Annotated in this window: 13 protein-coding genes and 1 pseudogene; 9 read left to right on the top strand and 5 right to left on the bottom strand. The window is 67.2% G+C overall.

Features of this window, described 5'->3' with window-relative positions:
• The 3 genes from ACLBYE_RS11300 to ACLBYE_RS11310 all read left to right on the top strand — a co-directional run.
• Positions 1 to 706: hypothetical protein (locus ACLBYE_RS11300; protein ID WP_447694266.1), on the top strand; the 706-nt coding region annotated here is incomplete at its 5' end.
• Positions 703 to 942: a DUF7241 domain-containing protein gene (locus tag ACLBYE_RS11305; RefSeq protein WP_447694267.1), complete on the top strand. Its 240-nt coding sequence runs from the start codon at positions 703 to 705 to the stop codon at positions 940 to 942. The genes ACLBYE_RS11300 and ACLBYE_RS11305, both read left to right, overlap by 4 nt.
• Before the next feature lie 178 nt (positions 943 to 1,120).
• A complete protein-coding gene (locus ACLBYE_RS11310; RefSeq protein WP_447694268.1) occupies positions 1,121 to 1,564 on the top strand; it encodes a DMT family transporter in 444 nt (147 codons plus the stop codon).
• Positions 1,565 to 1,828: 264 nt separating this feature from the next.
• Here the strand turns inward: ACLBYE_RS11310 and ACLBYE_RS11315 are convergent, their stop codons facing one another.
• The gene (locus tag ACLBYE_RS11315) at positions 1,829 to 2,776 is read right to left on the bottom strand and encodes a LysR substrate-binding domain-containing protein (protein ID WP_447694299.1); all 948 of its coding nucleotides are present in this window, start codon (positions 2,774 to 2,776) and stop codon (positions 1,829 to 1,831) included.
• A gap of 106 nt (positions 2,777 to 2,882) precedes the next feature.
• Here ACLBYE_RS11315 and ACLBYE_RS11320 point away from each other — a divergent pair, with 106 nt between their 5' ends.
• The 3 genes from ACLBYE_RS11320 to ACLBYE_RS11330 all read left to right on the top strand — a co-directional run bounded on the left by ACLBYE_RS11320 (position 2,883) and on the right by ACLBYE_RS11330 (position 5,008).
• Positions 2,883 to 3,605: an SDR family oxidoreductase gene (locus ACLBYE_RS11320; protein ID WP_447694269.1), complete on the top strand. Its 723-nt coding sequence runs from the start codon at positions 2,883 to 2,885 to the stop codon at positions 3,603 to 3,605.
• Positions 3,606 to 3,655: 50 nt separating this feature from the next.
• Positions 3,656 to 4,057, top strand: a complete 402-nt coding sequence (locus ACLBYE_RS11325; RefSeq protein ID WP_447694270.1) for a nuclear transport factor 2 family protein — start codon at positions 3,656 to 3,658, stop codon at positions 4,055 to 4,057.
• A 327-nt stretch (positions 4,058 to 4,384) separates the two neighbouring features.
• Positions 4,385 to 5,008 carry a glutathione S-transferase family protein gene (locus ACLBYE_RS11330; protein ID WP_447694271.1) on the top strand — a complete coding sequence of 208 codons (624 nt, stop codon included), beginning with the start codon at positions 4,385 to 4,387 and terminating at the stop codon, positions 5,006 to 5,008.
• Positions 5,009 to 5,201: 193 nt separating this feature from the next.
• Here ACLBYE_RS11330 and ACLBYE_RS11335 read toward each other — a convergent pair whose 3' ends face one another.
• The gene (locus ACLBYE_RS11335) at positions 5,202 to 6,719 is read right to left on the bottom strand and encodes an FAD-dependent monooxygenase (RefSeq protein WP_447694272.1); all 1,518 of its coding nucleotides are present in this window, start codon (positions 6,717 to 6,719) and stop codon (positions 5,202 to 5,204) included.
• 464 nt (positions 6,720 to 7,183) lie between these two features.
• Positions 7,184 to 8,437, bottom strand: coding sequence for a cation:proton antiporter (locus tag ACLBYE_RS11340; RefSeq protein WP_447694273.1), 1,254 nt, complete (start codon positions 8,435 to 8,437; stop codon positions 7,184 to 7,186).
• Between the two features lie 83 nt (positions 8,438 to 8,520).
• Between ACLBYE_RS11340 and ACLBYE_RS11345 the strand changes: the two genes are divergently transcribed.
• Positions 8,521 to 9,813 carry a DUF2254 domain-containing protein gene (locus ACLBYE_RS11345; protein WP_447694274.1) on the top strand — a complete coding sequence of 431 codons (1,293 nt, stop codon included), beginning with the start codon at positions 8,521 to 8,523 and terminating at the stop codon, positions 9,811 to 9,813.
• On the opposite strand, the gene ACLBYE_RS11350 is transcribed toward ACLBYE_RS11345, so the two are convergent.
• Together ACLBYE_RS11350 and nhaA are read right to left on the bottom strand one after the other, a co-directional pair.
• The gene (locus tag ACLBYE_RS11350) at positions 9,810 to 10,580 is read right to left on the bottom strand and encodes a potassium channel family protein (RefSeq protein ID WP_447694275.1); all 771 of its coding nucleotides are present in this window, start codon (positions 10,578 to 10,580) and stop codon (positions 9,810 to 9,812) included. The two genes, ACLBYE_RS11345 and ACLBYE_RS11350, sit on opposite strands and share 4 nt — an antisense overlap.
• Positions 10,581 to 10,853: 273 nt before the next feature.
• Positions 10,854 to 11,636: pseudogene (gene nhaA, locus ACLBYE_RS11355) on the bottom strand (Na+/H+ antiporter NhaA); the annotation flags it as partial.
• A gap of 109 nt (positions 11,637 to 11,745) precedes the next feature.
• Between nhaA and ACLBYE_RS11360 the strand changes: the two are divergent.
• Both ACLBYE_RS11360 and ACLBYE_RS11365 read left to right on the top strand, forming a co-directional pair.
• The gene (locus tag ACLBYE_RS11360) at positions 11,746 to 11,955 is read left to right on the top strand and encodes an SPASM domain-containing protein (protein WP_447694276.1); all 210 of its coding nucleotides are present in this window, start codon (positions 11,746 to 11,748) and stop codon (positions 11,953 to 11,955) included.
• 3 nt (positions 11,956 to 11,958) lie between these two features.
• Positions 11,959 to 12,657 (top strand): glycosyltransferase family 2 protein, encoded by a 699-nt coding sequence (locus tag ACLBYE_RS11365; RefSeq protein WP_447694277.1) that lies wholly within the window; start codon positions 11,959 to 11,961, stop codon positions 12,655 to 12,657.

Below are 12,657 nucleotides of genomic sequence, written 5' to 3' on the forward strand. Positions count from 1 at the left end.
CGCTCGCGCAAATCAACGGACAGGGCAGACGCCATCGGCTCTCCTCCTCGGAAAGCCGACCATCGAATCACATCACCGCCGCGGCCGAAACCCTACACGATTCAATCCGGTCGGTGACCGCTCTAGGGCTGTCGATATGGCTCATGTGATGAAGCCGCCGCCCAGCTACCCACTATGGGTCGATGTCACGGTCGGACTGTCGGCCGGGCTGGTGGCGACACTGGTGACCAACCTCGCGCAGCGTCCGTTGCGGTGGACGACCCCGGAGAGCGTTGATCGACACGAGAAGCGGGTGCGCCCCGGCGCATCGTCATCCTTGGTCGCCGCACGAAAGCTCTGTGAGGCGATGGACTTCGACCCTACGCCGCGCCGGCACGAGATATCGGGCAAGGCGATCCACATCGCCACCGGTATGGGCTGGGGACCGGTCTACGGCCTGTTGCGACGGTACGCCGGGTTACGGCCCTTCACCGCCGCACTGACCTGTGGGACGGCTATGTCACTCATTCTGGATGAATACCTCGTGCCCACCCTCGGTTTCAGCGCCCCCAATCATCACTATCCGATCTTCACCCGCGTTCGAGGCTTGATCGCACATCTCATCTACGGTTCCGCGGTGGCGGTAGTGTCGGAGGGGCTCGGCCGCTCGCTGCCACGGTCCTCAGCACATCTGCCGCAGCCTACGGTTCAAGGTGCAGAAAGTTGAACGGCGGGACCCGGCACGACCACCGTCACGCCGCCGATATCTGCCGGGAGAACGGCTGGGGCGTCGGCACCCACCTGATCGGAGACGCAGGTCTCGGGACTACGGTGATCTGCATCACGGCGCTCGGCACCAAGGTGATGCTGGCACGCATGATCAGCCATGATGGCAACCCTGTCGCCTACTGCGACGAGCAGGCCTGGAGCCTCGGGGCTCGGGATTGGCGTCGGCTTGGTTGAAGGTATTTGTACGCTATTGATGCCGACTCTACCTCGACCATTCGGTGCTCAAAGCGCTGAACTTGCTACGTCTGTGGCAAGGGGTACGATCACTCAGATGCTTCGCCACGGGGTGGGCGCGTCAAAGGTATCCAGGCTGACAGGGGATCTAAGCCACTCGTCAGAGTGCTGGCCGAGTATGCTGTTCCTCTACGGTCTCACGATCCTCGCCGGCATCGCCAACGCGATCCAGCCCGGCCAGAACGCGACCCTGTCCAAGTCGCTTGGTCTACCTATCACCGCGGGTCTGATCACACTGATCATCAGCACAACCGCTCTGCTGTTCGGCGGGCTCGCCATCGGCAAGCTGGAGATGCCGAGCGGGCCGCAGTTGGCTGCGGTACCCTGGTGGGCGTGGCTCGGTGGGTTTTTCAGCGTGTTGCTGATCCTCGCGCAACTCTACGCCTCGCCCGCTATCGGCGCGGCGTCGTTCCTCGGCATCATCGTGACGGTGGGCGTTGCCGCCTCCATCGTCCTCGATCACTACGGATGGGTCGGCTTTCCGGTCCACCCGGCCAGCCTCTGGCGGGTTCTCGGCGCTGTCCTGATGATCGCAGGCGTCGCGCTGGTCGCTCTATTCTGATCGCTCAGATCGGTAGATCAACCCTTCCGACAATCATCGGCGTGCAGCCTTATGGTACCACAGGGGCCAATTGTGGCTTGGCCTGAAGGCGTTAGGCACCCCATCCCAAAGTGCATCACATGAGAAGGTCCGCTTCCGAGCATCGGCGATGATGCCTGTTGCGACTGAGTTGGGTCGTTGCCGGAAGGGCCGCTCGGGGTTGTTTTCCGCCGTTCCGCTTTAGGGCGATGGCTTCACCGAAGCGGACTGCTCCGAGGCGACCGCTCACGCCCTCGTCGCACCTTCGATCAGCTTGTCCCAAGGTGTCGGGGATGGGAACACACCACCAAGGAATGCCAGGAAAGCCTTCACGTTTGGATTGCCGCGTCGGCTCTCCGGCCACAGTGCCGTGAACACGGAACGCTCAGTGGCGAAGCTCTGCAGGACTGGCACTAACGCGCCCCGCGCGACGTAGGACGCGACGACATACGTCGGCGAGATGCCAATGCCGCCGCCGGCCACCAGGATAGCCGCGACTGCATCGCTGAAGTCCGTGACGATGCCGGCGTTCGGTGTGAGTTCGACCGTGCGGCCGCCGATCCGGAACGGCCAGCGCAGGGCTTGGCCCGTACTCTGGAAACGGAAGTTCACGCAGTCATGGTGGATCAGGTCGTCCGGATGCTGCGGCGTCCCGCGCCGCTTCAAATAGGCCGGCGACGCAAAGGCGCAAAGCCGGTACGGCGCGAGACGCCGGGCGAGCAGGCGGGAGTCGGCGAGCTCGCCTACACGGATCGCCACGTCGATGCCCTCCTCAATGAGGTCGGCGAAGCGGTCCCCAAGGCGCAGGTCGACGGACAGCTTCGGGTGGCGCTCGCGGAAGCCCGGCAGGGCTGGGGCAAGCAGATGCACTCCGATGGGGAACGGTGCCGTCACTCTCAGGGTACCGGCCGGCTCCGAGCGCGCTGCTAGGGCAGCCTGCTCGATCTCCTCCGCCTCGCGCAGGAGGCGCAGCGCCCGTTCGTGCAGGTCGCGCCCCTCTGGCGTCAGCGTCAGCGAGCGGGTCGTCCGTGTGAACAGGCTCAAGCCCAGCCGTTCCTCCAGCCGCTGCACGCTCTTGCTCACCGCCGAGGGCGAGATGCCGAGGGAGCGTGCGGCGGCCGTGTAGCTGCCGAGCGAGCTTGAGCGGGCGAAGGCGATGATGCCGGTGAGGCGGTCGAGACCGATCTGTTCCATGACGGCAAGATTGAACCGTCGATGAGCCCGATTATCAAGCTCGAAGCCACGATCCATTCTTCTTCCCACAGGCCCCACAGCGGCGGCGCCCAGAAGGATCATCGTCATGACCAGCACTCTCCAGGACCGCACCGTCGTCATCTTCGGTGGGACCTCCGGCATCGGTCTCGCGGCCGCCCAGCAGGCGAAGGCGGCGGGTGCCAGGGTCATCGTGATCGGCTTCAACGCTGAAGGCGCCGAGCGCATCGCGACGGAAAACGCGTTTGCCGGTTGGCGTGCGGCGGACGTGACCCGGCCCGATACCATCGCGGCCGCGCTCGCCGACATCCCGCAGGTCGACCACCTCGTCCTGCTCGCCGGCACCTTCGTGGCCGGCAAGATCCTGGAAGCCGAGGTCGGTTATCTGAAACGCGCCTTTGACGAGCGGATCTGGGCTGCAGTCCACACCGTGCGCGCCCTCGGCAACCGCTTGGCGAAGGACGGGTCGGTCACCTTCATCTCCGGCGCGCTGGCCGACCGCCCAAGCGCCCAGGGCACGGCGGTGCTGGCAGCCGCCTCAGCCGCGATGGAGGCGTTCGCCCGCGGCCTCGCGCTGGAGTTGGCGCCGGTGCGGGTGAATACCTTGTCGCCCGGTACCACCGACACACCGCTCCTAGCCCGCACGCTGGGCGCACACCGTGACGCCTACGTCGCCGCGCTGATCGAGAAGCTGCCGCAGCGGCGCCTGGGTACGGCCGACGAGGCCGGCGCGGCGGTCGTCTTCCTCATGACCAACGGCTTCATGAACGGCGAGACGCTGCACGTCGATGGTGGTTCCCGCCTCGTCTGACGAACGAACCGAACGGATCCGGGTTCGGACTTGCGGAGGGAGATTGATCAATGTCCGAAACAACTGACGCTATCCGGCCGGCAGTTGAGCCGGATTACGACCGATTGCTGCGCGCCAATCTTGAGCGCGTCTTCAACGAGCGCGACGCCGGCAAACGCGTCGCGGCTTTAGACGAGCTTTTTGTGGACGAGCCGGTCATGTACGAGCCGACAGACGTCGTGCGGGGGCGGGCCGCCATCGCTAGCGTCGCCGGCAAGCTGCTGGAGCAGTTTGGGCCGACCTTCCGCTTCACGCCCGTCGGCACCGCCGTGGGGCACCACGGGCTGGGTTCGCTGCAATGGCAGGCGGGCCCGGACGGCGGTGCGATCGTCGTCACGGGAGCGGACGTGGCCGAGGTCGTGAATGGTAGGATCGCGCGCCTTTGGGTGCTGCTCAACCAACCGGCAAGTTAGACCTATACCCAAGGGCCACTATCCGAACCGAAGTCGCTCGACGGCCGGCGATTGGCTGCTTTCAGGACGCGCCGCCTGAGGTCCGCGCGTCCCACATGGGTCGGAAGGGAGAACGCCGCTCAGGGTGGATCGCCGCCGGTCCGCGTCCGGATTGTGGAAGCATCGAAGCGGACGTAGCAATGGACACCGCTCGAGACCCTCTCGAGGTCGCTCGCTGCATCCGCTTTGCGCACCTGAGACAAGGGCGGTTAACTCCGCAGGCGGAAGATGCGACCACGTCCTTTATGGTCGTCTCTTCATCGTTCCAGCGCTGGCTAACCCTCTTCCATGATCCGCATTCTCGGCAAGGCCAGTTCGATCAATGTCCGCAAGGTGCTTTGGACCTGTGCCGAGATCGGATTGGATTACGACCGCCAGGACTACGGCAGCGGCTTCCAAGCAACGGATACTCCGGAATTTCTGGCTCGCAACCCCAACGGCCTCGTGCCCGTGATTGAAGACGCGGCAGGGGCCTTGTGGGAGTCGAATACGATCTGCCGCTACCTCGCGGCGAGCGCCGCTCGGACGGATCTGCTCCCCGCCGAACCGCGTGGACGCGCTCTGGTCGAGCAGTGGATGGACTGGCAAGCGACCGATTTGAACGCGTCTTGGCGAGCGGCTTTCCTCGGCCTCGTTCGTCGTGATCCGGCACACGCCGATCCAGACCGGATCGCGGCGGGGGTCGAGGCGTGGAACGCGAGTATGGGGATCCTTGACCACCATCTCTCCTCAACCCGAGCTTATGTGACCGGAGGAACCTTCACGTTGGCTGATGTCGTTCTCGGCTTGTCCGTAAACCGGTGGCGCATGACGCCAATGGAGCGCCCGAGCTATCCCGCCGTCGCGGCCTATCATGATCGCCTTCTCGCTCGATCCGGCTACCGAATTTACGGGGCGAATGGGATCCCTTAGCGGGATGCCAACCGCGCCTTCAATCCGAGGTTGCTGGACGATCGATGAGTGGTCGCTTCAGGAGGCACCGACCGCTCTCCGAACGCCGAGTTGGGTCGACAGCCGAAGGGCGGCTCGGGTGGTTTCTAGCCTGACCGCTTGGAGCGGAGACCGCCTCGGAGCGGACATCACCGAGGCAGGTCACGTGGCTCGGTCAGTCGCCGAACCAGGGCGTCATAGCGCGGCTGACGGTCGCTTCATCAACAGCTGTCTCGCTTGCCCAAGCCACGATCCCGTCTGGCCGTACGAGGATGGCCTGCAAGCCCAGTCCATCCTGCGCGTTCGTTGCGACATAGCTGATCTTCTTGGACTTGCGGCACGCAAAGGTCTGATGCGTGGCGCCTGGATCGAATTCCAAGAGCAAGCCTTTGCCGTCGCGCAAAAGGCTGCCGACCCTCCGTCCATCGTTCAGCACGAAATCGGGAACGCTGTGTCCTACCAACGGATGGCTGCCGCCGAGGTCGTAGCGAAGCGAGACACCCCACACCCGCTCGGCGAAGTAGGTCGCGCCATCCGGCGTCTCGATCAGGTCGCGGATGATGGCTTCAAGCGCGCGCGAGCTTCGGCTCGGCCTCATCAGCGCGACCTGGGCCCGCGACCAGTCAAGGATACGGGCGCCGACCGGATGCCGCTCGCGCTCGTAGCTGTCGAGGAGGTCCATCGGCGCATCGCCGTGGATCGTGGCGGCGAGCTTCCAGCCCAGGTTCATCGCGTCGCCGAGCCCGAGATTGAGGCCCTGTCCGCCCAGCGGGGAATGGACGTGCGCCGCGTCACCGGCCAGCAGCACCCGGCCGTTGCGATACGCGCTCGCTTGGTAGGCCCGGTCGGTCCAGGTGGTGACAAGCTCGAGCTTGGTCACCGTAACATCGGTGCCTGAGATCCTGCGCAGGACAGCCTCGACGTGTTCGCGCGTGATCGGGGCGGAGCGATGGAATGCGCCGCCGTCGAAATCGGCCATCGCGATCGTGCCGGGCGGGGTGAACAGGTACATGCCCTGCGCGGTGTACTGGCGTCCCGGCATGAGCGCGTCCGCGCCGGCCAGCTCGGCCTGGACGGAGTAGCCGGTGAACTCGGGCTCGGTGCCGGTAAAGCCGACGCCGGCCGCCTTGCGCACTGTGCTGCGGGCCCCGTCGCAGCCGACGAGCCAGCGTCCTCGAAATGATTGGCCGCCTGCCTGGACGACGACGAACTCAGCCGTCTGGGTAGAGCCTTCAACACCCCTGCCCCGCAGGACCGTGACGCCTGACGCCTCCGCTCGCGCGCTCAGGACAGCTTCGATGCCAGCCATCTCCGCAGCCAAGTTGCTGACGGCATCGGGTAGGCGATGGGTCCAGCGCGCGGTGTCGATCCGATCATGGAAGAACTGGATGCCGGCGAAGTGGCCGCCCGGACGGCGGGGTTGCTTCATCCAATGCGCCGTCCCTGACGTGGCACGGCTGGCCGCGTGAGCTTCGATCGCGTTCAACAGGCCCCGGCGATCGAGGCTTTCGATGGTCGGAACTGAGAGGCCGCGCAGTCCGAACGGGGCGTGTTTCAATGGTGAGGACGGATCACACGCCTGTTCGAGGACCAGCACGGAGCAGCCGGCAAGCGACAGCTCGCAGGCGAGGAACAGGCCCACGGGACCAGATCCGGCGATGATCGTGTCATAATGCGTCGGTGAAGTGGGCATGGTCGGGCTTCCAAGTCGATGTTCGACCGGAGCGTTTCCCGAACTCGAGACCCACGCGGACGAACGGCCGGACGCGCGAGGGCGTCGTTCGTTCGTCGTGGGGATCCGCGGCACGGGGCCAAAGACCAGAGCTTTCGTTACCGAAAGGACTTGGGCTTACCAAACCAAGTCTGCCTTTTCCGACATCGAAACGGTAGCGCGCCGGTGAACGGGATGCAACGGCTAAGCTACGCCAATCGAAGCATCGTGATGTCAGCAGGTCCGCTTCCGGGTATCGTGTCGCGTTCGCCCACCGTCTGACATGGGGCGCTTGCAGAATGGCCGTTCAGGGTGGGTTTCTGCCGTTCTGCTTTCGGCAGGCAATTGATCTGAGCGGACGTTGTCGGCAGCCGCTCACGCTTCTCGACAGATTTCTCGTGGTCCCGTCTGTCCGTTCACATCGGCTGAAGGAAATTCGGTGACAGTCAGCTCGCTCGAAGGGTCTGCCGTGCCACTAGGCCAAGGGTCGATCCCTGCACGATGATGGTGAACAGGACCACGGCGTAGGTCGCCGCTAGGATCGCGGGCTTGGCCTCACTCTCCGGGATCGAAAGTGCCAGCGCCACCGAGATGCCGCCGCGCACGCCCGCCCAGGTCAGGAACGGCACGTTGCCAAGTGAGAGGTTGCCGCCCCAGCGGAACAAGAGGACGGGCGTCGTGACCGCCACAAGGCGGGCGACGAGCACGATAGGCACTGCGCAGGCTGCAAGGACCAGCCCTGAGACCTGGAAACGCAGGACGAGCACCTCCAGGCCGATAAGGAGGAACAGGACCGAGTTCAGTACCTCGTCGACGAGCGTCCATAGGGCCGAGACGTACTTCTGGGTGGTGTCGCTCATCGCGTAGCGCGGCGCGCGCTCGCCGATCAGCAGCCCGGCGGCCACAACCGCGAGCGGGCCGCTCGCCCCGAGCTTCTGAGCGATGGCATAGGTCCCAGTAACGAGGGCCAGCGTGATCAGCACCTCCACGGGGAAGTCGTCGATGGCCTTCATCGCGCGGTAGGCGATGTAGCCGGTGACGACACCCAGCAGTACGCCGCCCCCAGCCTCGTGGAGGAGCAGCGTGGCCACCCCGCCCACGCTCGTCGCCTCGCCACCCTTGCCGGCCGCGAAGGCGACGAGCACCGTGAACAGCACGATGCCGATGCCGTCGTTGAAAAGCGCCTCACCCTGCATCTCGACTTCGAGGGCTTCCGGCACCTCCACGTTCTTCAAGGTGGCCAGCACCGCGACGGGGTCGGTCGGGCTGATCAACGCGCCGAACACCAGGGCCCAAGAAACCGGCACCGGGCTGCCGAGCGCCTGCCCCGCTGCCCAGAATGCCCCGCCGACCAAGGCGGTCGAGATGACGGTCCCGAGCAATGCGAGGGTCGCCACCGCCATAGCCCGTTCCCGGAGCGCCCGGAGGTCGAGGTTCAGGGCGCCGGCGAATAGCAGGAAGGCCAGCATGCCGTTCATGACGACGCCGGTGAAGTCGACCTGGTCTAGGACGCGGGTGAGGTCCTCGTAGAGGTGCTGCGCCGGGAAGGCGACGTCGACGAGCACAAGGGCGAGCGAGGCGAGAAGCCCCATCACGAGCAGGCCGATGCTGTGCGGCATGCGCAGGAACCGGCGGTTCAGCCAGCCGAACAGAGCCGACAGCGTCAGCAGCATCGCAGCGAGATCGAAGATCGAGATCAAAGGGTGTCCTTCCCGCCAGCGGTCAACCGGAACGCCCCATCGTGCCGGTCGTTGCCGGGCGCGAAAGGTGTCGGTCCGCAACGATGAACGCGCGCGTCAAAGCCTGGCTGGAAATCCTCGGCGACCTGTTCTGGCTTCGCCCGGCCCTCGTCGTCCTCGGCTGCATCCTGCTGGCCCAGTTCGGTGTGTGGCTGGAGACGGCCCACGTCGCCGGCTTCGACGCCTCCTCGCCGGACACGAACTGGGGTTACTCCGGCGGGGCCGAGGGTGCGCGGGCGCTGCTCAGCGCCATCGCCTCCTCGAACATCGGGGTCGCGGGCACGACCTTCTCGATCACCATCGCGGCGCTCACCCTGGCCTCCGGCCAGATGGGTCCACGACTCCTGCGCAACTTCATCCGCGACGCCCGCAACCAGACGGTGCTCGGCATCTTCCTCGGGACCTTCGCCTACGCGCTGATGGTCCTGCGCACGGTGCGGACGGTGGAGGAGGACCCGTTCGTCCCGCACCTCGCCATTACTGGCGCACTCGTCCTGGCGCTGGTCGCGGTCGGCACGCTGGTCTGGTTCGTCCACCACATCGCCACGAGCATCAACATCGAGACCGTAGTCGACGCCGTCCAGCAGGACCTCTGCCGAGCCATCGCGACCCATACCCGTGACGAACCGGGGGCTGCCCGCCCCGGAGACGCGCCAACGGGAAGGGCCGTGGCCGCGACCGGCGGCGGCTACGTCCAGGCCCTCGACGAGGACGCCTTAGCGGACTGGGCCCAGGAGCGCGGGATCACAGTCACCCTGCGGGTACGGCCCGGCGACTATGTGCCGAGCGGCTTTCCCGTCGCATTCCTGTCCGCGCCGGTCGAGGGGGGCGAAGCCGCCGTCCTCGACGCGGTGACGCTCGGCCGCCGCCCGGCCGCGCTCCAGGACCCGGAATACTCTGTCCGGCAGTTAGTCGAGATCGCGGTCCGGGCGCTCTCGCCCGGCATCAACGACCCGTTCACCGCCGGGAGCGTCGTCGACCACCTCGGCGACGCGCTGTGCCGGATCACGCCGAGGCACCTGCCGACCGGCGTGGTGTTGCGCGACGGACGCCCGGTGCTGGTCCATCCGGTGACCGACTACGACGGGCTGTGCGATGCCATGTTCCACATGATCCGGCAGAACGCGGCCGGCTCGGTCCACGTGCTCGGCCGGATGCTCGACGTGCTCGCCCGCGTTGCCGAGGTCGAGAGGCGGCCGGATCGGGTGGCGGACCTCTCCCGGCATGCCGGTCTCGTCATCGCCGCCGCCCGCCGCGACGTGGCGGACCCCTCCGACCTCGCCGACCTGGAGGATCGCTACAGCCGGCTCCGCGGCGCTGCCCCGGATGGTGGCTAATACGCGCCCTCATCAGGGATGTTCAGGATGGTGCCGCAGGCCTTGCAGTGCACGGCGTCCGGCTCGTGGCGCTGCAGACCGCAGGCGGTGCAGGGGAAGCGGACCTTGTAAGGGCGGAACACCACCTGCGCGAGGCGGAAGAACAGCGTGACGCCGCAGATCATCACGAAGACCGACAGCAGCCGGCCGGTCGGCCCGGGCAAAGTGATGTCGCCGTAGCCCTTTGTCGTGAGCGACGTGACGGTGAAGTACAGGGCGTCGACCGGTGTCTGGCTGGCCGGGTTGGAGCCGTGCTGAGTGGCGTAGACGATGCCGGTCATCGTGAAGACGAACACCACGAGGTTGGTCGCGGCCAGGATCGCGTCCTCGTTGCGGCGGAACAGCCCGCTGTCCTGCCGCAGCCGCTCCAACAGGTGGTAGGTGCGCAGCATGCGCAGCGTCCGCAGGATGCGCAGGAAGCCGACGCCCTCGACCAGCAACGGGGCGAGGAACGAGGCCACCGCCACGAGGTCCGTCCAGGTGCTCAGGTGCCGGAACTCGCGCAGCGGTGCGCGGCTGATGAGCAAGCGGGCGGCGAAGTCGAGGAGCACGCAGAGGCCAACCGCTACGTCGCAGGCGACGATCCAGGGGCTCAGCGGCAGGAACGAGGTGACGACCACAAAGGCGATGGTCGCCACATCGAACACGAGCAGGGCGTAGCGGAAGCGGTGCGCGCGTCCGGTGTCTTCCTCGTAGAGCTCGCGCAGCGTCGCGGTGAACGTCGTCATGGTCGTGGGGCCGAAAGGGGTTGGATCTCAAGAATCCCGCGTGATGCCGTACCCGGCCACCGCGCCCTCGGCATCACCCGATAGCCACGACAGCAGCATCAGTATCCCCATTCCGAGGAGGAGCACCCAGGTGAGGGCGAGGACGAGATCGGACAGACGGCCTTCGATGGCGCCGGGTCGACGCCGTGGGAACTGACGAGGCAGGATGCTTCACTAGGTTCTGTGAGGTCGGATGATGTGGCCGCGCCCCCTTCAGGCGTGGCCGGTCCCGGCTCAGCGCTGGGACGGGCGGCCCGGGGCGAACCGCAGCACCAGCGCCCCGGCGGCCATGCAGGCCAGCGAGCCGAGCAGCACGCCGACCTTGGTCTCGGCCTCAAGCTCGGGCGCGTTCGCGAAGGCGAGCAGGCCGATGAACAGGCTCATGGTGAAACCGACGCCGCACAGGAGCGAGACGCCGTAGACCTGCCGCCATCCGGCATGGGCCGGGCGCTGCGCCAGCCCGAGCTTCACGGCGGCGATGACGAGGCCGAACACGCCGACCTGCTTGCCCACGAACAGACCCAGCGCCACGCCGAGCGTCACCGGGTCGAGGAGCATCCGCGGTGTGATCCCCGCGAGCGACACGCCCGCGTTGGCGAAGCCGAAGACCGGCAGGATGAGGTAGGCCGACCAGGGATGGACGGCGTGCTCGAGGATGTGCTGCGGCGAGGTCGGGTCGTCCGGCGTACCGACGCTGAGGCGCAGGGGGATCGTCAGCGCCAACAGGACGCCGGCGATGGTCGCGTGGATGCCCGAGGTGAGCACGAATACCCAGAGGACGACGCCGAGGAGAAGGTAGGGCCACAGGCGCGCCACCCCGGCCTTGTTGAGCCCGTAGAGCACGGCGAGCGTCGCCGCGGCCCCGCCCAGCATCGGAAGCGACAGATCGGCGGTATAGAACAGGGCGATGAGCAGCACAGCGCCGAGATCGTCGATGATGGCGAGCGCCGTGAGGAAGATCTTGAGGGAGACCGACACCCGGGACCCGAGCAGCGCCAGGACGCCGAGGCCCTGGGCCGCTCCCTTGGGGGTGACGCTCGACGCCTCGGGCGCGACCGAGCCCGGAATCAGCCTCAAGCGTCAGGAGGACCGCGCCTGGGCCACCTGTCGGCGACCCTGGTCCCTGATGTACGTCACCGCCCACGGTCGGGCGCTGCCCTGCTGCATCGCGCCGTTCTCGGTGCGCCGCTATTCCAACTACACGCTGGGCGACGCCACGCAGGCCACGCTCCGCGAGATCTGGAACGGCGCGGCCTATCGCGACTTCCGGACGTCGCTCCTCTCCGACGCGCCGCCCGCCCCGTGCCGGAACTGCGGCCTGCGCTGGAGTCTCTGAGCGATGCACCCGGTCAGCATCGTCATCCCGACCCGGAACGAGGCCGAGGCGATCGGCGCGGTGATCCGCGAGATCCCGCCGCCCTACGCGGCCGACATCATCGTCGCCGACAGCGGCTCGACCGACGGGACGCAGGCCAGCGCCCGGGCCGCGGGCGCCCGGGTGATCGAAGCCGGGCGCGGCTATGGCCGGGCCTGCGCCCTCGGGGCGGCCGCGGCCGATCCGGCCTCGCGCGCCATCGTCTACCTCGACGGCGACGGCGCGGACCGCGGCGACCTGATCGGGCGGATCGCCGGGCCGGTGCTCGCCGGCAGCCAAGACCTCGTCCTCGCCTCGCGCACCCTGGGGCGCCGCGAGCCCGGATCGATGCTCTGGCACCAAGTGCTCGCCGGCCGCCTCACCGGCCTCGGCATCGGCCTGCGCTACGGCGTCCGCTACACCGACATGTGCGCCTTCCGCGCCATCGACCGCGCCGCGCTGCGGGCCCTCGACCTGCGCGAGCTGACCTGCGGCTGGAACCTCGAGATGCAGCTGCAGGCCGCGCGCGCGGGCCTGCGCATCCGCGAGGTGCCGATGCCCTATCGCCGCCGTCTGGGCGGATCCTCGAAGGTCGCGGGCGTGCTCGGTGGGACGCTGCGGGCCGCCACCCGGATCGGCGCGACCTACCTGCGCGTCGCCGCAGGGCCGGCGCGGGGCGCGTGA

The sequence above is a fragment of the Methylobacterium sp. A52T genome (genome assembly GCF_053346095.1).